23 protein-coding genes are annotated in these 18,169 nt (G+C 61.6%); 13 read left to right on the top strand and 10 right to left on the bottom strand.

Features of this window, described 5'->3' with window-relative positions:
- Positions 1–190 precede the first annotated feature (190 nt).
- From C2L64_RS41020 to C2L64_RS41030, 3 genes are all read right to left on the bottom strand, one after another.
- Positions 191–865, bottom strand: coding sequence for a response regulator transcription factor (locus C2L64_RS41020; protein ID WP_007579030.1), 675 nt, complete (start codon positions 863–865; stop codon positions 191–193).
- Positions 855–3,056 (bottom strand): PAS domain-containing sensor histidine kinase, encoded by a 2,202-nt coding sequence (locus tag C2L64_RS41025; RefSeq protein WP_007579032.1) that lies wholly within the window; start codon positions 3,054–3,056, stop codon positions 855–857. Before C2L64_RS41025 ends, C2L64_RS41020 begins: the two co-directional genes overlap by 11 nt.
- Before the next feature lie 274 nt (positions 3,057–3,330).
- Positions 3,331–3,711 carry a response regulator transcription factor gene (locus tag C2L64_RS41030; RefSeq protein ID WP_007579035.1) on the bottom strand — a complete coding sequence of 127 codons (381 nt, stop codon included), beginning with the start codon at positions 3,709–3,711 and terminating at the stop codon, positions 3,331–3,333.
- Between the two features lie 327 nt (positions 3,712–4,038).
- Between C2L64_RS41030 and C2L64_RS56405 the strand changes: the two genes are divergently transcribed.
- Entirely contained in the window at positions 4,039–4,293 is a 255-nt protein-coding gene (locus C2L64_RS56405; protein ID WP_007579036.1) for an H-NS family nucleoid-associated regulatory protein, read from the top strand.
- A gap of 186 nt (positions 4,294–4,479) precedes the next feature.
- Here the strand turns inward: C2L64_RS56405 and C2L64_RS41040 are convergent, their stop codons facing one another.
- Entirely contained in the window at positions 4,480–5,391 is a 912-nt protein-coding gene (locus C2L64_RS41040; protein WP_007579037.1) for a PilZ domain-containing protein, read from the bottom strand.
- 314 nt (positions 5,392–5,705) lie between these two features.
- On the opposite strand from C2L64_RS41040, the gene C2L64_RS41045 reads away from it, so the two are divergent.
- Together C2L64_RS41045 and C2L64_RS41050 are read left to right on the top strand one after the other, a co-directional pair.
- Entirely contained in the window at positions 5,706–6,131 is a 426-nt protein-coding gene (locus C2L64_RS41045) for a VOC family protein (protein WP_007579038.1), read from the top strand.
- Positions 6,132–6,300: 169 nt separating this feature from the next.
- Complete coding sequence (locus C2L64_RS41050) at positions 6,301–7,248, top strand: LysR family transcriptional regulator (protein WP_007579039.1); 948 nt, start codon at positions 6,301–6,303, stop codon at positions 7,246–7,248.
- Positions 7,249–7,257: 9 nt separating this feature from the next.
- On the opposite strand, the gene C2L64_RS41055 is transcribed toward C2L64_RS41050, so the two are convergent.
- The 4 genes from C2L64_RS41055 to C2L64_RS41070 form a co-directional block, all read right to left on the bottom strand.
- Complete coding sequence (locus C2L64_RS41055) at positions 7,258–8,145, bottom strand: LysR family transcriptional regulator (protein ID WP_007579040.1); 888 nt, start codon at positions 8,143–8,145, stop codon at positions 7,258–7,260.
- Positions 8,146–8,290: 145 nt separating this feature from the next.
- A complete protein-coding gene (locus C2L64_RS41060) occupies positions 8,291–8,497 on the bottom strand; it encodes a tautomerase family protein (RefSeq protein WP_007579041.1) in 207 nt (68 codons plus the stop codon).
- A gap of 19 nt (positions 8,498–8,516) precedes the next feature.
- Positions 8,517–8,747 (bottom strand): tautomerase family protein, encoded by a 231-nt coding sequence (locus C2L64_RS41065; protein WP_007579042.1) that lies wholly within the window; start codon positions 8,745–8,747, stop codon positions 8,517–8,519.
- 26 nt (positions 8,748–8,773) lie between these two features.
- Positions 8,774–10,183: an MmgE/PrpD family protein gene (locus C2L64_RS41070; RefSeq protein WP_007579043.1), complete on the bottom strand. Its 1,410-nt coding sequence runs from the start codon at positions 10,181–10,183 to the stop codon at positions 8,774–8,776.
- A 262-nt stretch (positions 10,184–10,445) separates the two neighbouring features.
- Between C2L64_RS41070 and C2L64_RS41075 the strand changes: the two genes are divergently transcribed.
- Positions 10,446–11,462, top strand: coding sequence for an alpha/beta fold hydrolase (locus C2L64_RS41075; protein ID WP_007579044.1), 1,017 nt, complete (start codon positions 10,446–10,448; stop codon positions 11,460–11,462).
- 3 nt (positions 11,463–11,465) lie between these two features.
- Here C2L64_RS41075 and C2L64_RS54310 read toward each other — a convergent pair whose 3' ends face one another.
- Positions 11,466–11,606 (bottom strand): hypothetical protein, encoded by a 141-nt coding sequence (locus tag C2L64_RS54310; protein ID WP_007734221.1) that lies wholly within the window; start codon positions 11,604–11,606, stop codon positions 11,466–11,468.
- Positions 11,607–11,785: 179 nt separating this feature from the next.
- Between C2L64_RS54310 and C2L64_RS41080 the strand changes: the two genes are divergently transcribed.
- On the top strand, positions 11,786–12,337 hold the full coding sequence (locus tag C2L64_RS41080) for a thioredoxin family protein (protein WP_007734220.1): 552 nt from the start codon (positions 11,786–11,788) through the stop codon (positions 12,335–12,337).
- A gap of 47 nt (positions 12,338–12,384) precedes the next feature.
- On the opposite strand, the gene C2L64_RS41085 is transcribed toward C2L64_RS41080, so the two are convergent.
- Positions 12,385–13,398: a D-cysteine desulfhydrase family protein gene (locus tag C2L64_RS41085; RefSeq protein WP_007579047.1), complete on the bottom strand. Its 1,014-nt coding sequence runs from the start codon at positions 13,396–13,398 to the stop codon at positions 12,385–12,387.
- 365 nt (positions 13,399–13,763) lie between these two features.
- Between C2L64_RS41085 and C2L64_RS41090 the strand changes: the two genes are divergently transcribed.
- The 8 genes from C2L64_RS41090 to C2L64_RS41125 all read left to right on the top strand — a co-directional run bounded on the left by C2L64_RS41090 (position 13,764) and on the right by C2L64_RS41125 (position 18,151).
- The gene (locus C2L64_RS41090; RefSeq protein ID WP_007579048.1) at positions 13,764–14,042 is read left to right on the top strand and encodes a BufA1 family periplasmic bufferin-type metallophore; all 279 of its coding nucleotides are present in this window, start codon (positions 13,764–13,766) and stop codon (positions 14,040–14,042) included.
- Positions 14,039–14,548 carry a DoxX family protein gene (locus C2L64_RS41095; RefSeq protein ID WP_007734216.1) on the top strand — a complete coding sequence of 170 codons (510 nt, stop codon included), beginning with the start codon at positions 14,039–14,041 and terminating at the stop codon, positions 14,546–14,548. The genes C2L64_RS41090 and C2L64_RS41095 overlap by 4 nt, the downstream gene beginning before the upstream one ends.
- Positions 14,549–14,608: 60 nt before the next feature.
- Positions 14,609–15,373 carry an alpha/beta hydrolase gene (locus C2L64_RS41100; RefSeq protein WP_007579050.1) on the top strand — a complete coding sequence of 255 codons (765 nt, stop codon included), beginning with the start codon at positions 14,609–14,611 and terminating at the stop codon, positions 15,371–15,373.
- Positions 15,374–15,425: 52 nt separating this feature from the next.
- Positions 15,426–15,695 carry a BufA2 family periplasmic bufferin-type metallophore gene (gene bufA2 / locus C2L64_RS41105; RefSeq protein WP_007579051.1) on the top strand — a complete coding sequence of 90 codons (270 nt, stop codon included), beginning with the start codon at positions 15,426–15,428 and terminating at the stop codon, positions 15,693–15,695.
- A gap of 75 nt (positions 15,696–15,770) precedes the next feature.
- Positions 15,771–16,643, top strand: coding sequence for an MNIO family bufferin maturase (gene bufB, locus C2L64_RS41110; RefSeq protein ID WP_007579052.1), 873 nt, complete (start codon positions 15,771–15,773; stop codon positions 16,641–16,643).
- Entirely contained in the window at positions 16,640–17,392 is a 753-nt protein-coding gene (locus C2L64_RS41115; RefSeq protein WP_007579053.1) for an HvfC/BufC N-terminal domain-containing protein, read from the top strand. The genes bufB and C2L64_RS41115 overlap by 4 nt, the downstream gene beginning before the upstream one ends.
- Positions 17,393–17,441: 49 nt before the next feature.
- A complete protein-coding gene (locus C2L64_RS41120; protein WP_007579054.1) occupies positions 17,442–17,678 on the top strand; it encodes a tautomerase family protein in 237 nt (78 codons plus the stop codon).
- A 47-nt stretch (positions 17,679–17,725) separates the two neighbouring features.
- Complete coding sequence (locus C2L64_RS41125; protein WP_007579055.1) at positions 17,726–18,151, top strand: organic hydroperoxide resistance protein; 426 nt, start codon at positions 17,726–17,728, stop codon at positions 18,149–18,151.
- Positions 18,152–18,169: the final 18 nt, after the last annotated feature.

Consider the following 18,169-nt stretch of genomic DNA (forward strand, 5'->3'; position numbering starts at 1 on the left):
AGCCGCTTTCTTTTGCCTACTTTTCTTTGCGGCGGCAAAGAAAAGTAGGTGCCGCCCCGCACAGGGGCGACGTGTGAATGGCAGACATCGTAGCGCGGATGCCAGCGAAACCACGGGCAAACCACCATAACGCGAATGTCAGCAAAAAACACAAGCAAACCCAAACCAACGTCGAAGACAAACAAAAACCTCAAGACCCGCGCTGCGTCCGCGTCGACGCCCCCGCCTCCAACGACTTAACCCCCAGCGCTTCCGCCTTAAGAACAAAATCAGCCAGCGACCGGGACTCCATCTTCTTCATAGCCTGCCCGCGGTGAATCTTGACCGTAATCTCACTGAGGTTCATCTCAGCAGCGATCTGCTTATTCATGAGCCCGCTAGCAACAAAAGCCATCACCTCACGCTCTCGCGGCGTCAGCGACTCATACCTTTTCCGCAAATCAGAAACCGAACGTTCGGACTTTCTCCGCTCCTCGTCTTTAGCGAGCGCAGTCGCAACCGCATCCAGCATGTCCTGATCCCGAAACGGCTTCGCCAGAAAATCCATCGCCCCGGCCTTCATAGCCTTCACAGACATCGCAATATCGCCATGCGCGGTCATAAAGATAATCGGCACATGCACATTGCCAGCAGCAATCTGCTCCTGCACAGCGAGCCCGCTCTGCCCCTTCAGCCGCACATCGAGAATCAGGCAACTGGGAATATCAGGCTTGTCCAACGACAAAAACTCCTGCGCAGACCCAAAAGCCTCAACCCGCAAACCCACCGACCGCAGCAGCATCGTGACGGCCGCGCGCATCGAATCGTCGTCGTCGACGACATAAACGATCGACTGATTCGGGTCGTTCATTTCATCACTGCTCATCGCACGTTCCTTTATCGATCGGCAATACGAATTGCATCGTTGCGCCCTGTCCTTCTTCAGACTCGGCCCAGATACGCCCGCCGTGCGCCTCGACGATGGACCGGCAGATCGACAGCCCCATGCCCATGCCGTCCGTCTTGGTCGTGAAGAACGCGTTGAAGAGCCGCCCCACGTTCTCCTCGCTGATGCCAGTTCCCGAATCTTCGATGGCGACCTGCCCATAATGCCCGTCCACGAGGCTCGTGGCGATGCGCATGCGCCGCGCCCGTCCCGTCATGCCCGCCATCGCCTGCACGCCATTCATCACGAGATTGATGACCACCTGCTGAAGCTGCACGCGGTCACCGCATACGAGCGGCGGAGGCTCCGCATAGCAGGCTTCCAGCTCAACCCGCGCGGCGTCCAGCTCACGTCGCACAAGCTCGATTGATTCTCTCACGATACCGTTCAGATCGAGCACCGCCTGGCTCGGATCGCGCTTCTGCGCCATCGAGCGTATCTGGCGGATCACGTCGCTGGCGCGCTTCGCGTCGCGCACCATCTGGCTGATCGACTGGCCGACTTCGCCGAGATCGGGCTTCGCGCGGTTTAGCCAGCGCGTCGCGGCGTCGCCCGCAGTGACGATCGCGGCGAGCGGCTGCGTGACTTCATGCGCGATCGACGCAGCGAGTTCGCCAAGCATCGTCACTCGCGTGACATGCGCGAGTTCCGCCGTCGAGCGGTCGAGCGCGTCCTGCGCGATCTGGCGCTCCGTCACGTCCATCAGCGCGCCCACGTATTCGATGCTGGCCGACTGCGGCACGGCCAGATGCGCGACGTAGTGGACGTACTTGATCCGGCCGTCGGGCATCTGCAGCCGGTGTTCGTTGTCGATGTACGGCGCGCCCGACAACGCCGATTCGTACGCTTCGCGCACCAGCGCGAGATCGTCGGGATGCGTGCGCGCGAGAACCAGCTCGATGCCCGGCGTGTAGTCGGGCGCATATTCGAAGATCCGGTAGACCTCGTCGGACCACCACATGTCGCCTGCGGGCAGGCGCGTCGCGATGCTGCCCGTGCGACTCAGGCGCTGCGCGTCGGACAGGAAGGCCTCGCTGCGCTCCAGCGCCTGCTCGGCCTGCTTGCGCTCCTCGATATCGGTATTGACGCCGTACCAGCGCAGAATCTGGCCGTTCTGATCGCGCAACGGATCTGCGCCGATATGCATCCACCGGTACGAGCCGTTGCTCTGGCGGATGCGTGCGACGTTCTCGAACGGCTTGCCCGTGGCGATCGCGCCGCGCCACGCCGCGTGCATCGCCGGCCAGTCATCGGGATGCACGATCGACGTCCAGACGTCGCCGCTGCTGCCCGTCAGCGTGATGCCAAGCTCGTTCCAGCGGCGGTTGATGTAGCTCAGCTCGCCGTCGCGCGACGAACTCCAGACCATGCCGGGAATCGCGTCGATGGTCGCGCGCAGGTCCTCCTGCTGCCGCTGCAACTCGGCTTCCATGCACTTGCGCATCGTGATGTCATTGTTGGTCGCGAGTATCGCGCGCGGCTTGCCCTTGTCGTCGCGCCACAGCGCGAAGCGGCTCGACACGATGACGGTGCTGCCGTCGCTGCGCACGCGCTCCAGTTCGCCTTCCCAGCGGCCCTTGCGCACGACCTCGTCGCGCAGTTCGTGGAGGGGAATGGATGAACTGGTGCGCGTCAGTTCGTGGATGCGCTGGCCGATTGCCTGCTCGGTCGTCCAGCCGTACAGTTCCTCCGCGCCCTGATTCCAGAACGTGATGCGGTCGTTCATGTCGTAGGCGACGATCGCGTCGTGCGTCAGATTCAGCAACTGGATCTGCTCCTGCAGCCGCACCGTGTTCGCCTGGTTGCGCAACGCGAGAAACGAAGTCGTGCCGATGGCAAGCAGGCTCACGATGCCGCGCGCAATCGAGCCGCCCGAATAGTTCTCGTCGTGCGACATCAGGAAGGCGATCACCGTCAGCGCCGCACACGCGCACGCCGTTGCGATCGTGGCATGCCGCAAGCCCGTCGACGCGACGAGCAGCACGACGACCACATAAAGCACGGCAATGGCGATGTCGAGCGGCGTCAGCGCGTCGATCACGAACACGATCACGCCGACGATGCCCGCAAGAGAAAAGAGAACGCGCGCGTCGCGAGCCGACGTCACGCCTGCGCCCTGACGGAACATCATGACGCCCCGTGAGAGCGCGGTATTGCTGTGGAGTGGAATGGACGGCACATCTTCGGCATAGGCGTTCCTCGCGAGCGCTTGTCTGCGGCATTTATTAGCGGCGCTTCTCTGCCGCATTTGTCAGCGGGCGGCGCAACCCTGATTCGCGCCGCCACACGCGTCGCTCGACAGTCGGACATCCAGCAAGCCGGCCCATTTCAATCCGGTAAGGATTCTATCCGAATAGCTCGATAACCCGCGCCATAGGGCCGCGGCGCGGCAACCCGCGCCGGCCTCATTCGGCCTGCGAGCCGTCCGGTTCGAGCCGCGCGAGGCAGCGCGACACTTCGGCGCCGTCGACAGGTTTGGTCAGCACGCACATCGCGCCCAGGTCGAGTGCCTGGCGGCGCACCGCGTCGGAAGCGAAAGCGGAGATGAAAATGATGGGCTGCGTCACGCCCTTGTCGAGCAAATGACGATACATGTCGAGCCCGCTCATGCCGGGCATTTGCACATCGGAGATGATGCACGCGACCTGGTCTACGTCGGATGCAAGGAACGCCTCGGCCGATGCGTACAGCCGGACGTCCCAATCCAGCGAACGAACAAGGCTAGACATCGCGGTGCGGACGGATTCGTCGTCGTCGATGACTGAAGCGATCGGATGGTTGTGCAAGCGACTTTCCTCGGCCGTTGGGTTACGACGGCACGGTTCTGCGTAATGCCGTTCAAGATGATTCCATCTTATGGGAATCGCCCCGCCGCGAGAATCATATGTAGGTATAGTTCTGACCCTCCGCGTGGCCTCGGGCCCCGCCCGTCAAGCCCGGCCGGCCTGCCTTACGGCGGATTCCAGCCTGCTGCCGTGCGTTTCGGAACCCGCGCGTGCCTTGCGGAAACCCGCTTGCGCGCGGCCTCCCTACATTGTCGACGTCGCGGGCAAACGCCCGGCTCAACCCATCGCGACGGGATAACCGTCTTTTTGCAAACGAGGAAAAACAACGTGTCCGCCGTCATTGAACATCTCGAAGGCGAAGCGCGCGAGCGCCTGATTGTCTGGCTCACACGCCGCATGCAGGAGTGCAATATCACATTGGAAGCGCTGCAACATGCGCTGCAGCAGGATATCGACGAAGCGAAACGGATCCGCTACCGCGATGCGTGGGGCAATACGTGGACGGGCGACGGCGAGCACCCGGAATGGCTGCGCCGCGCAGTGGCGGCGGGGCAAAGCGTCGATCACTTTCTGTGCGAGTGACGCGGCTGGCCAGCATGACGCGAACGACGCGAATGCGACATCTCGCGGGTCCTTAAGCGTCTCTTCATCTTGCCGTCCGTATCATGACGACGGTTCCTGTGTACCCCCTCGTAACCACGGGAACCGATTCAGCCGACGACGACGTCGGCTTTTTTTCGCGCCGATCCAGGCGCGCAGCGGCTGGCGCTATGCGTGGCGCTCGGGCGGCACGGCCCCCGTCAGCACGTCCAGCACATACTCCTTGACCAGCGCGCGCACGTCGCCCGACGTATTGCCGAACTCGGCGCCCACCAGGGTTTCCCCGTCCTTCGTGCGGCGGTTGCGCGCGATGCAGTTCAACGGCGCCGTACGCACGCGGCCGGCACGCGCGAGCGGCAGCGAGAGCTTGAAGTGCTCGCCGGGCGCGAGCGAATTCGAGTTCGCGTTCACCAGCAGGCCGACGCCCGCAGCGCTCAGATCGACTGCGCGGACTTCCGTCCCCGCCATGGGCCGGTCGTTTTGCGAGAGGCGCGCCGTCACGTCAATGCCGACGCGCACATGCCGCCGCAGCGCACGTGAGCGGACTTCCGTGGGGTAACGCAGATAAAGCACGTCGAACGGCGTCGCATGCCGGCCGATGACTTCCGACTCGAACGCATGGCGATAACGCCCCGCGATGAACTGTCCTTCGACAGCCTCGCCCGCCGCGAACGCTGGATCGACGCCCGCGCCCGCGAGCAGCAGGCTGACGTCGTCGAGCGCGCCGACGAAGCGGGTGCGCGAGGAAATGGCCGGGCCGTTTGCCAGCGTGATCACGAAGTCTTCGGGGATGCAGCCCGACACGGGGAATGGACCCACGAGCGTCTGGTCTTCATGGCCGCGCCGCGCGCGCCCGGCGGACGCGGGGGTGGTGTCCGCGTCCTCGGGTGTGGCGTCGTCGCGGCGCTCGCCGGTGAACGGATGCCTGAACGGCCCTTGCGCGAAGAGCCGCTCGCATTGCATCGCGCTGTGAACGATGTGCCCGCGCGCCATCAGCAGCCTGCCGTCCGCCGTGTAGACGGAAAACGGCAGTGGAACGCCGATCGTGACTTCCCGTTGCGACAGCGGCACCAACGGCATGACTCGTTCTCTCCTCTCGAATTTTTTACCGCATCGCATTCGTGCAGTGCGCGCAGCGCGTGCAGGCAGCAAGTATGCACGACGTGGCCGCCCGGACCAACCTGGCAAACGTTTGTCTGACTCGATTGTTTGGACAGACGCATGCAAAACGCCGTCGCGCGCAACGCCGGACCCGCAAAGGTTGGTTTCCAGCGGCTCAAGAATCTTCGCGGCGGCGCGTCCCTATAATGGCCGCCATTACCGGCGTTTGCGTTACTGCGTTTCGCGTGCTATCACGGGACAACCCGCCCGCCTATTGCACAGGACAATTCGACATGACTACCCAGGCACTCACCTCCGGCATCGATCACGTTGGTCTCGCCGTGCGCGATCTGAACCTGACGCGCGATTTCTTCGTCGAATGCCTGCACTGGAAGCAGGTCGGCGAAAAGCCGGACTACCCCGCCGCGTTCGTGTCGGATGGACACGTGATGCTGACGCTGTGGCAAGTCACCAATCAGGCGAACCTCGTGGCGTTCGACCGCAAGACCAACGTTGGCCTTCATCATCTTGCGTTGCGTGTCGGCAGCGAAGAGGCGCTCAACGAGATTTTCGCGCGCGTCTCGCAGTGGCCCGGCGTCAAGGTCGAGTTCGCGCCGGAGAACCTCGGCGCTGGACCGAAGCGTCACACGATGATCTACGAACCCGGCGGCATCCGGCTCGAGTTCGACTTCGATTCGCGTCTGAAGGCGGCTGGCTGAGCAGCGCATCGCGCTCGCCAACCCCTGATCCATGACGGGCAGAAAAGGCCGCGGTGATGAGCTATCACCGCGGGTGATACCCCTATCAAAACAAACCGCGCGTTCTCCTCGTGATCTGTTGCTAGAGTGATGCCAGTGCAGTTGGGCAGCAACAGAGCAGAGGTTGAGCATGGACCAGCTTTACATGTTGAGGGCGTTCGTCTCGGCGGCGCAGCATCAGAGTTTCAGCAAGGCGGCGACCTCGCTGGGCGTGACGACTGGCTCCATTTCGAAGGCCATTGCGAAGCTGGAAGCTTCCATCCAGACGCGCGTGCTCCATCGCACGACGCGCTCCGTCACGCTGACGGAAGAAGCGCAATCCTATTACCTCAGTTGCTGCCGCCTGCTCGATGAACTCGACGAAGCGAATCGCCGCATCATGCGCGAGCGCGAAGTCGACAGCGGCAAGCTGCGTCTGGTGATTCATCCGATGCTGGTGAGCGAAACGTTCTCGCAGTTCCTGTCCAGTTACCGCGCCGTCGCGCCGAACGTGAACCTCGTCGTTTCCGTGGATGAAGGCGCCGTCAATCTCTATGACGGACAGTTCGACATGGCGATGCTTCCGCCGCATCAGGTCGAGCAGTCGGCTGTCATTCGCAGAACTTTGTTCAAGTCGTCGCGCTCGCTGGTCGCATCCGCGGATTATCTTGCGCAACGCGGCACGCCGCATTGCGCGGCGGATCTCACCGAGCACTTTCTGCTGTTGCCGTCCCAATCGCGCCAGCGAAGCACGAACTATGTGCAGGTGATCGAAAACGGCGCGCCTGTGCAGGTAATCCCGATGTCGTCGATGGACGGCAACGACGTGCTGTTACGCGCGGCGGCGCTGGCGGGCGCTGGCATTGCGGAGTTACCGGAAGCGATGGCGCGGGAAGATGTGGCGATGGGCAAGCTGGTGCCCGTGTTGCCTGGCTGCTCGATCTCGGATAGCGAAGTCGAAATTTGCCTGTTCTATTCGCACCGGGAATTGCTGCCCGCGCGCTTCAGAACGTTTGTCGACTTTTGCACCGAGTTCTTTCGTCTCAACAGCGCACGGCGGCGGGCGCCCTTGCTGGAAGCCCAACCGCAGGCTGCTTAAGCTGCTGACTTAGGCTGCCGCCATCACAGGGCCGAGACGCGAGCGCGTCACTTCGACGAATGCCTGCATCGCGCTCGAAACGTAGGCGTCATGCCGACGAATAAAGAGCGTGGCGACCTGCGCCTTCTCCGGCGGCAACGAATGAAGCGCGACGATATCCTGCTCGGCCGCGCTCGACACTACACCACGCGGCAACAGCGTCACGCCGATACCCGCCGCGACGCACGCGATAATCGCATCGAGCGAACCGAATTCGAGCGGCGTGGCCGTCACGATACCCATTTCCGCCAGCAGCGCTTCCAGCCGCTGACGATACGAACAACCCAATCTGAACACGATGGTCTTGAGGTCGGGCACGGCGCGCAGCGCATCTATCGAACGCAGGTTGCGCGGCGTCACCAGCACCAGTTCTTCCTGAAAGATCATCTCGGCATGCAGCTCCGGATGTTCGACGGGGCCTGCGACAAACGCGCCATCGAGTCGGCACGCGGCGACCTCTTCCGTCAGGCTGCAACTCGTGCCCGTAGTCAGAGAGAGGCGCACTTGCGGATAGATTCTGGCGAAGTTGCTCAGTATCGGCGAAAGGCGCAATGCGGCCGTCGTTTCGAGCGTGCCTAAAGCGAGCGCGCCGGCGGGCGGGCCGTCGTCGAGCGCCGCGAGCCGCGCGTCCGCGAGCAGTTTCGCAATGCGCGCCGCGTACGGCAGCATGCGTTGCCCAGCGGGCGTCAGGCTGACGCCGCGCACATGACGCTGAAACAGCGCGACACCGATTTCCCGTTCGAGAGACCGGATTCGCGCTGTCACGTTGGACTGAACGGTATGAAGTTCGGCAGCCGCCCGGTTCATGCTGCCGTGACGGGCCACTGCCTCGAACACCTTGAGGTCGGCGACATCCATGCTGTGTACCTCGATGAGATCGACAAGGCCTGGATACTGTCATCACAGGCCCGCACTGCGCTGCGGCGCAGGTCGATCGTCATCCTACACCAAAGCCGGATTGTGCATCGGCGCGCTGATCACAGCCATTGCTTCTGGCAAGGCCTCAACCCGTCTTTTGGGCTTTGAATTCCTCGCCATTGATACGGCTCGATATGCTGATGTTCTCGCGCGGATGCTCATGCAGGATCACATTGATGATCTTCGGGTCGGAACCGATCGCGTCGTGCGTGACCTGAATGATGTCGCGCATCAGTTGCTCGCGGCGCGCCGGTGTCAATCCAGCGGCGATATGGCATTCGATAAAAGGCATGCTGATACTCCTGCGATGTTTATTTGAGGCGGCTGATCAGTTCTTTGTCGTTGGCTGCGCCTTCCACGTATTCGGGAAGATGCTCGCCATGCTCGACGAAGTTGATACCCCTGCCCTCGCGAAACACAATGAAGATGTCGTTCTTCGTTTCGCCTGTCGCCTCGCTGACCACACGCAGCAGACCCGCTGCAAGCTGACGTTTCTGTTCGTCCGTTCTACCGTATCGCATGTCACATGAAATCAGGGCCATTCGAATCTCCTGTATGCCTGAATCAATTATTGAATTCCCGGATGCTTTGCCGGGTACACCGCTTCTCGATTGACTTTCGTGAGGAGTTGCATCAACTCAGAGATCTTGTGTTCTTCGAGTCTGGAAACGAGATCGACGATCTGGCCACGCAGCGTTTCGTCCGCATAGGGCTCGCTGAGCCAGTTGAATTTTTCGACAGTCCGCTCCCATGTGAACGGATTGTCGAGACCGCCTTCGAAGCCCACATGCTCCTTCGACACAACACGGCCATCGCGGCAGCGGATCGTGACGCGCGTATTCAATGCCTTCGGGTATTGGGCCGAAAAGGCGGCGTCGGGACGTATCGTGACTTTCTTCAGCAGCGCTTGCGCGTCGACTGCCTGGACGCGCGCGGGTTCCAGTTGAGCGGGACCGACCTGATCGTCGAGCAAGGCCGCGGCAATCAGATACTTGAGGTTATAGTCGGCCTGCTCTTTCTTTTGCGGATCGTCTTTCGCACCGAAGCCGCCACCGCCCGCGATGTCATAGCCCATCTGGAAGATGTCGCAAACCACATCTTCGACGTCGCCGCCCGTTATGCCGTGTGCACGCTTCAGTTCCAGCGTGGCTTCGAGCACGGGTTGGCCGTGAATCAGCGAACAGTACTTCTTCATCACGGTCTGATGGATGACCTCCAGCCTCGAATCCTCCCAATCCACTTCGACCGGCTGATCGAACATGCGCACGAGTCCGTTCGGTCCTTCGAAAAGACGTAGCGGGCCTGTAAAGCCACGCTTCGCAAGCGACGCCGAATAAACCGCCCGCATGCAGGTTATGCCGGGCGAAAAGCCCTTCCAGTACGACACGGGCTCGGAGTGAACGCAGGAGAGCGAGATGTTGTCGACGGTGGCGATGGCGATCGCATGCGCGATTTGATCCGCGTCGAGGCCAAGCAATTTTCCCGAAGCGGCCGCTGACGAAATCGCAAGTTGAATTGCGTGGTTGAAACCCTTTGCCATGACGGGAACGATTGCCGTAATGCGGCAGCCGATCTCATACGCAACCGCGAGCGCAAGCATGAACGATTCGCCGTCCGCCGATGCATGCTCGGCGGCGGCCAGTATCGCGCCGAAGTTGTCGCTCGGATGACAAAGACCGCCTGGCGACATGTAGCTGTCGAGCAGGTCCACGTAACGCACGAGCGCCGAGTTGTACAACGCCGCCTGATCCGGAGAAGTCGAGCCGCCGCCAATCAGCGTACAGGTGCCGCCGCTGCGATATTCGTCGAACTGCTCCCGGAGCGCCTTGAAAGGCGAGCCTGGCAATGCGGCGATTGCACACCCCAGGCTATCCAGGATGTTTCGCTTCAGCAAGTGCCGGGTCTGCGGCGTGAGATGACTGACGTGCGCAACGTCGGCAAACCGCCCGATACGTTCGACAGCGGTAAGAGTGCTCATGGCTTGAAGGTCTCGCGTGAAGAACGGGTGACTCAATGTCGCACCGCTCACTGCGGAGATCAAGCGAAGGGTTTGGATACCGCTATCTGTAGCGCTGATAGTGACGACGCTTTTTCAGGCATTACTTTTCGCCTACAAAACGCTACACAGGCGATGTACGGCAGACACAAATCAGATACATGCACACGTTTCAATCTTCCGACGCTTATCCTCGAAGAGATTGATTATCGTGTCAGAAGAGTTATCTAATCGCCGCCGCTTTATGTTCGCGGCCGCAGCAAGCGTCGCAACGTTGACGACGCTCGGCAACATGCCGCATGCGCTTGCTGCATCGACTCGCGACGCCTCAGCGTCCGCAACGCCGCTAACAACGCTTCCTGTACGCCAGGTTCGCACGGATCTGCTCGACATCGGCTATCACGAAGCGGGACCCGCCGAAGGCCGCCCCATCATTCTTCTCCACGGCTTTCCGTACGACATTCACAGTTACGTGGACGTCGCGCCCATGCTCGCAGCGCAGGGCTTTCGCGTAATCGTGCCGTATCTGCGCGGCTTCGGAACGACGCGCCTTCTGTCGGCGGATACGCCGCGCGCCGGTCAGCAGGCGGCCGTCGGCCAGGACGTGATCGAACTGATGAATGCACTGGATATTCCCGAGGCTGTGCTCGCCGGATATGATTGGGGCGGACGCGCGGCTTGCGTCGTCGCCGCTATCAAGCCTTCGCGCTGCATCGGCCTGGTTTCCGTGAACAGCTATCTGATCCAGGATATCGCCAAAGCGGGCGCGCCGCTGCCGCCTGGCATCGAACGCGGCCTCTGGTATCAGTATTATTTTCAGACCGAACGTGGCCGTGCGGGACTCGAAGCCAATCGACGCGAGCTTGCGCACATTCTGTGGAAGAACAATTCGCCGACGTGGCATTTCGACGAAGCGACCTTCGAGCGTTCGGCGAAAGCATTCGACAATCCCGACTTCGTGGATATCGTCATCCATTCATACCGGCATCGCCTCGGCCTTGCAGCCGGCTATCCGCAATACGACGAGATCGAGAAGAAGCTCGCGTCGATTCCACCTATTACTGTGCCGACTATCACACTGGATGGCCTCGCGGACGGCGTGATCCCTGCCACCGACGGCCACGCATCCGCAGCGAAGTTCACCGGCCCGCGCATTCACCGACAGATTCCGAACGCGGGCCACAACCTGCCGCAGGAAGCGCCCAAAGCTTTCGCCGATGCCTGCGCGGAACTCGCGCGCAGCGGCAAGTGGAGAACCTGAGCTTTATCGTGCAACGCGCGCCGATGTTTTCCGGCGCTTTTGCTGCACGCCGCTTGCCGTCATCAGATCGCACTGAACGGGATGAGTGATTTCCGTTGCAAGCCCGCCCGCGAGAAAGAAGAAGATTGCCAAAAGCCGTTTCATGATTGCCTCCAACATTGATTCACGCCTTTGTTATAGCGCAGAACATGCGCCCATTTGTGTCCCAATGTATCGAAGCACCCCACTGATACAAGACGATTCAAACACGCGACACGGCGACACAGCAGAGATACGCGAGGACGTTCAAATACAGCCATGTCTTCCAATCAAAGGACGCTGACATGTTCTCCCGAATCAAAACCCTGACTACCGTCGTTGCCATTGCCGCCGTTGCCGGGCTGGGTGCAATGGTCGCCAACAGCGGCGCCGCGACGGCCGTTCCTGCCGAAAACAACCGCGCTGCGCCGGAATTCGCCGGAATCGATCAATGGCTGAATTCACCGCCTCTGACCATGCAGCAATTGCGCGGAAAAGTCGTGCTCGTCGATTTCTGGACGTACACATGCATCAACTGCGTCAATACGCTGCCGCATGTCGAGAAGCTGTATCAGAAGTACAAGGATCAAGGCCTTGTCGTCGTCGGCGTGCATACGCCTGAATACGCGTTCGAGCGCGAGACGAAAAAGGTGAAGGCGGCGATTGCCGAATACGGGCTGCATTACCCCGTCGCGCAGGACAACCAGTACGCGACGTGGAACGCTTATGGCAACCAATACTGGCCGGCCGTCTATCTGATCGACAAGCAGGGGCACATCGTCTATAGCCATTTCGGCGAAGGCGATTACGACAAGACGGAAGCAGCCGTCCGCGAGCAACTGGCGCGTGCGGGTTGATGTTGGCAGACGTGGCTAAAGCGCGGCGTGTGTGCCGCGCCATCCGCTCAAAATGCGCTGCGATACGCGTACAGACCCGGCAGGCCGCCCGTCATCAGGAACACGACCTTCGAGCCTGGCGCGAACGTTTTGCTTCTAATGTCGTGCAGCAGGCCCGCGAACGCTTTCCCGCTATACACAGGGTCCAGAAGCAGGCCTTCGACGCTCGCCAGAAGCCGCACGGCTTCACGCATCGCGTCGGTGGGAATGCCATAGCCTTCGCCGCGCTGCCCGCCCTCAACGATCACGCTCGCGTCGGGAAGCACCGCATCGGGCCGCAGCAGCGCAAGCGTTTCCTTCGCCTTCAATCGCGTATTGGACAAGGTGTTCTCATGCGTCGCCAGCACGTTATGCGAGACGACACGCGTCGGGTCCTCGCCCATCGCCAGCAAGCCGGCGACGAGACCCGCCTGCGTGCCGCCGCTGCCGTTGGGCACGGCAATGCGGTCGAACGAAACACCCAGCGCGCGCGCCTGTTCGAGAATTTCCACCGCACACGCCGCATAACCAAGATTGCCGACGGCCGACGAGCCGCCCAGCGGCGCGAGATACACCTTGTGTCCGGCCTTGCGCAGTTCGTCCGCGCGATTCTGCGCGAACGCCATCGCATCGGCATTGCCGGGCAGATCATGAATGCGCGCGCCGAGCAGCGCGTCGAGCAGCACATTGCCGTTGTGGACGTAATCGTCGTCTTCGCGCGGCACCATGCGCGTCAACACGACCTCGCACGCAAGGCCCGCACGCGCCGCCGCTGCGGCCGTGAGCCGCGCGTGATTCGACTGGCGCGCACCCACCGTGATGACCGTGTCCGCGCCCTGCGCGAGCGCTTCGCCCAACAGGAACTCGAGCTTCCTGAGCTTGCTGCCGCCACCGCCGAGGCCCGTGACGTCGTCGCGCTTGACGTAGATATCCACGTCGCCGAGCAGCTTGCTCAAGCGGCTGAGATGCTGGATCGGCGTGGACCCTTCGATCAATGCGTAACGAGGAAAGGCGGTGAGATCGAGAGCGGGTGCGTTCGACATGCGGAAATCTCCAGGTGTTCGGCGTCGTTTGTCGCGCAAATGTTAACGCATCGCCGCGTGCTTCGCATGCCGCGTTCAACGGCCATCAATCCCCGAAAATATTGAACATCAGGAAACAATCGATGAACACATTATTCGCGTTTGCACGCGCCTTTGCGGGCTCATGGCCCGGTTTTCCGCTCTCGCTCTCCCAATCCAGCGAGATTCTTGAGTATCACGCCATTCCGTTTTTACATATATATCGCACGCGATTTACTCGCAACCGATTGACAAATTCCAAGACCTCAGTATCATCTCGCATGTGATTCCATCGTATGCGATTTAGTTATCCTGACCACCTGACTGTCACACCACCGGAGATGAATATGAAAAGCACTCGCGCAGCACTCGCCGCCACGTTCGCCCTTTCGCTCACTGTCCTCGCCACCAGCGCGCATGCCGGTTCCGAGCAGGCCAAGCCTCAAGAAAAATGCTTCGGCGTGTCGCTCGCCGGCAAGAACGATTGCGCAGCCGGTCCCGGCACGAGCTGCGCAGCCACGTCGAAGGTCGACTATCAGGGCGACGCGTTCGTCATGGTCGACAAGGGCACCTGCACGACGATCAAGACGCCGAAGGGCTACGGCGCGCTGAAGGCGAAGTCATGATGCTGCACTCCCAAACCCGCGACGCGCGCGTTTCCCGCTCGTCCCTCGCGAAACAGGGCGGCGTGTCGGCACTCCGCGCAGCCGTCACCGAGCGCCTGTCGGGCGCGCTTTCGCCTTCGCTACTGCTGCTGGTGGCGCGCTTCGGTATCGCAGCAACCTTCTTTCTGTCGGGACGCACGAAAGTAACCGGCCTGCTGACGATCAAGCCGTCGACGTATGCCCTGTTCAGCTCGGAATACGCATTGCCGCTGATTCCGCCGGAGCTGGCCGCGCACCTCGCCACGTATGCGGAACACCTGTGCCCGATCCTGCTCGTGCTCGGCTTGTTCACGCGCTCCGCCGCGTTGGTGCTGCTGGGCATGACGGCCGTGATCGAGATCTTCGTCTATCCCGACGCATGGCCGACGCATCTGACGTGGGCAGGTCTGCTTCTTCCGCTGATCGCGCATGGCGCAGGCAAGTGGTCGATCGATCATCTGCTGGGCCGCTCGCGCACCGCGGACTAACCGAACCCTCGTCACCCGATATCCACAACACGGCCCGCGTGGCCTCCATTCGAAAACACTATGCGCATTCTTTCGACTTTGACCCTCGCCGCGGCAGCGCTCGCCGTTTCAGGCGCAGCATTCGCCGCAACGCCGGACGCGCCGGCTGGCGTGAAGAACATCGTGATCGTTCACGGTGCGTTCACCGACGGCTCCGGCTGGCGCGCGGTGCATGACATCCTGATCCATAAGGGCTACAACGTCCGCATCGTCCAGCAACCGATGACGACGCTCGCAGAAGACGTCGCCGCGACCAACAACGCCGTCATCGGACAGACAGGCCCTGTCGTTCTCGTCGGCCATGGCTACGGCGGCTCAGTCATCACGGAAGCGGGCGCGCGTCCCAAGGTGAAGGCGCTGGTCTACGTCGCCGCGTTTCAGCCCGACGTCGGCGAAAGCGTGAATCAGCTCGCTGGATCGATGCCGAAGCTCACGGACGGCGTGCAGAAGACCATCGACGGTCACTACTACTTCGACCCCGCCAAATACGGCACGGACTACGCCGGCGATCTCGTGTCGAACCGCACCGACTTCATGGCCGTTTCGCAAGTGCCCGCCACCGTCGCCGACTTTGCCTCCGCGCCGTTCACGGTCGCATGGCACAACAAGCCGACCTACGGCATCGTCGCGACCGACGACCGCGTGATCAACCCCGACCTGCAACGCTGGATGTACAAGCGTGCGGGCTCGAAGGTCACGGAAGTGAAGGCAAGCCATGCCATCGAAATTTCGCAGCCTGAAGCCGTCGCGAAGGTCATCGAAGAAGCCGCGCTGCACGCGAAATAAACGCAAAGCCATTTTCCCAATCGCATTTCACTCAACCCACCATGGAGCAACCATGAACAGCACCGTCAAATCCCGCGTCAGCTTCGCTGCAGCCGCAGCCCTCCTCGCCATCGCATCGGCAACCGTCGCGACCTCCGCGAGCGCCGCCACGGGCGAGCAACCCGGCCGCTGCTACGGCGTCAACGCATGCAAGGGCCAGGCGCTGTGCGCGACGGCTCACAACGACTGCAAGGGCCTCAACAGCTGCAAGGGCAAAGGCGTAGTCGTGAAGACGCCGAGCGAATGTCTGTCGCTGGGCGGCACGCTGACCGAGCCGAAGTAAGTCACGCTAGCGCTGGCCCGGCTATGCGTCGCCGGGCCAGTCCATTCACCGATACTCCGCAGCCGGGTACGCCTCATGCTCTCTCCCAATCCCCGCTTTGCAGGCTATGGCCTTGGCCTGCGCAAGGAACACTATCGCGACTTCCTGGAAACGAATGTTCCCGTCGATTTCGTCGAAGTCATTTCCGAGAACTTCATGGTCGAAGGCGGCCAGCCGCGCGACATCCTGCGGCGCGTGCGTGAGAAGCATCCCGTCGTGCTGCATGGCGTGTCGATGTCGATCGGCTCGGCGGATGGCATCGACCGTGACTATCTGCGCCGCCTGAAGTCGCTCGTCGACGAGATCGAACCGCTTTTCGTGTCCGATCATCTGAGCTGGTCGCGTATCGGCCGCTTCAATTCACACGACTTGTTGCCCGTCCCTTATACCGATGAAGCGCTCGATACCGTCTGCGCGAATATCGACATCGCGCAGAATGCACTCGGGCGCCAGATGCTGTTCGAGAATCCGTCCAGTTATCTCGCGTTCGACGGCGCCACGATGACCGAGTGGGAATTCATTTCCACGATGTCGAAGCGCACCGGCTGCGGCCTGCTGCTCGACGTGAACAATATCTTCGTGAGCGCAACGAACCACGGTTTCGATGCGCTCGCCTATCTCGACGGACTGCCCGTCGATCGCGTGCATCAGATCCATCTCGCAGGACACTCGCAAGGCCGCGATCTGCTGATCGACACGCACGATAGCCCCGTGTGCGATGAAGTCTGGGCACTCTATGAGAACGCGATGGCGCGGCTCGGTCCCGTCGCGACGATGATCGAGCGCGATGGCAACGTGCCGCCGCTGAACGAACTGCTGAGGGAACTGTGGATCGCGCGCAAGCTCGGCGCTCATGCGCAACAGGACGCACAGGTCACACGCGACACGCGCATTGCGGAGGCCGCATGACACTCGCTGCGTGGCAACAGGACTTCCGCTCGTGGCTTACGGATGCATCGGAAGAAGCCGCCCGCCGCGTCGGCGGCGATGCATCACGCGGCCTGTCCGTCTATCAGAACAACTATCGCGGGCAATTGATCGAATGCCTCGAGCATTCGTTTCCACAGGTACGGACGTTGCTTGGCGAGGATGCGTTTCTGCATGCCGTCGTGACCCACATCAACCACCATCCGCCGCACGCGTGGACACTTGACGCGTACGCATACGGTTTCGGCGACACGCTGAGCGTGCTGTTCCCGCACAACCCCGACGTGCACGAGCTCGCGTGGATCGAGAATGCGCTGGCCGAAGCCTTCGTTGCGCATGACGCGCAGCCGCTGCCGCTCGACGCCCTCGCTTCCGTCGACTGGGACGCGGCACGGCTGCGCTTTGCGCCGTCGCTCAGGCATCGCCCCGCCACGACGAATGCCGACAGCATCTGGTCCGCCCTATCCGCCAACGCCGAGCCGCCCGAAAGCGAAATGCTCGACGAACCGGGCGGCCTGATCGTCTGGCGGCGGCAGTTCGTGTCGTGCCTCAAGCGCGTCGATGCCGCCGAGTACGAAGCGCTCCTTCATCTGCAGGAAAATGAAAGCTTTGCAACACTATGCGATCTGCTCGTCGAGCGTCTGGGTGACGCGGATGGCGTGGCGAAAGCGGGTGCGCTGCTGGCGGGATGGCTGGGCAGCGAACTCATCGTGGGTGTGGAGAGCGTTTGACAGTCGCTAGCTCTCCGCCCATTCCTCAACTACGATCGAGGGGAGCAAGATGCCGATTGTCACAATTCAGGTTACGCGAGAAGGGACGAAACCCGGCGCGGATTGCGTGACGGCCGAAGAAAAGGCGCGACTCATCAAGGGCGTGAGCCAGGTGTTGCTCGACGTGCTGAACAAGCCGCTCGAATCCACCTTCGTTGTGATCGAGGAAGTGCCGACGGATAATTGGGGCTGGGGCGGTCTGCCTGCCCTCGAGTATCGAAAGCTCAAAGCAGCGAAATCAGCCTGACCTGCAGTCTTCCAACAACGCGTAGCTCTTCAACGAAGGAGTTTGCCATGTCGCTCGAAAAGGCGCTTTACACTGCTCACGCAACCGCAACGGGAGGCCGCGACGGCCGCGCGACGGTGCCCGAAGCCAACCTTGAATTCAAGCTCACCACGCCAAAGGAACTGGGAGGAAAAGGCGGTGACGGCGCGAACCCGGAGCAGCTGTTCGCCGCCGGTTACAGCGCCTGCTTTATCGGTGCGATGAAATTCGTTGCCGCACGCGATAAGATCGCGATCCCCGCAGATGCGTCGATCGACAGCAGCGTCGGGATCGGGCCGATTCCAAATGGGTTCGGCATCGAAGTCGAGATGAAAATATCATTGCCGGGTATGGAGCGCGATGCCGCGCAAGATCTGGTCAACAAGGCTCACATCGTGTGCCCATATTCGAATGCGACGCGCAATAACATCGACGTGAAGCTCACGCTCGTCTGACGCATCGATTCGTGCCTC

The organism is Paraburkholderia hospita (assembly GCF_002902965.1).
In the GTDB taxonomy this organism is placed as follows: Bacteria; Pseudomonadota; Gammaproteobacteria; order Burkholderiales; family Burkholderiaceae; genus Paraburkholderia; species Paraburkholderia hospita.

What these genes read in the sequence shown, in the direction of transcription:
- C2L64_RS41120 (WP_007579054.1), top strand. Translation starts at nt 17,442, where the DNA reads ATGCCGATTGTCACAATTCAGGTTACGCGAGAAGGGACGAAACCCGGC.
- C2L64_RS41075 (WP_007579044.1), top strand. Translation starts at nt 10,446, where the DNA reads ATGTTCGCGGCCGCAGCAAGCGTCGCAACGTTGACGACGCTCGGCAAC.
- C2L64_RS41065 (WP_007579042.1), bottom strand. Translation starts at nt 8,747, where the DNA reads ATGGCCCTGATTTCATGTGACATGCGATACGGTAGAACGGACGAACAG.
- C2L64_RS41020 (WP_007579030.1), bottom strand. Translation starts at nt 865, where the DNA reads ATGAGCAGTGATGAAATGAACGACCCGAATCAGTCGATCGTTTATGTC.
- C2L64_RS41085 (WP_007579047.1), bottom strand. Translation starts at nt 13,398, where the DNA reads ATGTCGAACGCACCCGCTCTCGATCTCACCGCCTTTCCTCGTTACGCA.
- C2L64_RS41100 (WP_007579050.1), top strand. Translation starts at nt 14,609, where the DNA reads ATGCGCATTCTTTCGACTTTGACCCTCGCCGCGGCAGCGCTCGCCGTT.
- C2L64_RS41055 (WP_007579040.1), bottom strand. Translation starts at nt 8,145, where the DNA reads ATGGATGTCGCCGACCTCAAGGTGTTCGAGGCAGTGGCCCGTCACGGC.
- C2L64_RS41080 (WP_007734220.1), top strand. Translation starts at nt 11,786, where the DNA reads ATGTTCTCCCGAATCAAAACCCTGACTACCGTCGTTGCCATTGCCGCC.
- C2L64_RS41060 (WP_007579041.1), bottom strand. Translation starts at nt 8,497, where the DNA reads ATGCCTTTTATCGAATGCCATATCGCCGCTGGATTGACACCGGCGCGC.
- C2L64_RS41070 (WP_007579043.1), bottom strand. Translation starts at nt 10,183, where the DNA reads ATGAGCACTCTTACCGCTGTCGAACGTATCGGGCGGTTTGCCGACGTT.
- C2L64_RS41040 (WP_007579037.1), bottom strand. Translation starts at nt 5,391, where the DNA reads ATGCCGTTGGTGCCGCTGTCGCAACGGGAAGTCACGATCGGCGTTCCA.
- C2L64_RS41090 (WP_007579048.1), top strand. Translation starts at nt 13,764, where the DNA reads ATGAAAAGCACTCGCGCAGCACTCGCCGCCACGTTCGCCCTTTCGCTC.
- C2L64_RS54310 (WP_007734221.1), bottom strand. Translation starts at nt 11,606, where the DNA reads ATGAAACGGCTTTTGGCAATCTTCTTCTTTCTCGCGGGCGGGCTTGCA.
- C2L64_RS41115 (WP_007579053.1), top strand. Translation starts at nt 16,640, where the DNA reads ATGACACTCGCTGCGTGGCAACAGGACTTCCGCTCGTGGCTTACGGAT.
- C2L64_RS41050 (WP_007579039.1), top strand. Translation starts at nt 6,301, where the DNA reads ATGGACCAGCTTTACATGTTGAGGGCGTTCGTCTCGGCGGCGCAGCAT.
- bufB (WP_007579052.1), top strand. Translation starts at nt 15,771, where the DNA reads ATGCTCTCTCCCAATCCCCGCTTTGCAGGCTATGGCCTTGGCCTGCGC.
- C2L64_RS41045 (WP_007579038.1), top strand. Translation starts at nt 5,706, where the DNA reads ATGACTACCCAGGCACTCACCTCCGGCATCGATCACGTTGGTCTCGCC.
- C2L64_RS41025 (WP_007579032.1), bottom strand. Translation starts at nt 3,056, where the DNA reads ATGATGTTCCGTCAGGGCGCAGGCGTGACGTCGGCTCGCGACGCGCGC.
- C2L64_RS41095 (WP_007734216.1), top strand. Translation starts at nt 14,039, where the DNA reads ATGATGCTGCACTCCCAAACCCGCGACGCGCGCGTTTCCCGCTCGTCC.
- bufA2 (WP_007579051.1), top strand. Translation starts at nt 15,426, where the DNA reads ATGAACAGCACCGTCAAATCCCGCGTCAGCTTCGCTGCAGCCGCAGCC.
- C2L64_RS41125 (WP_007579055.1), top strand. Translation starts at nt 17,726, where the DNA reads ATGTCGCTCGAAAAGGCGCTTTACACTGCTCACGCAACCGCAACGGGA.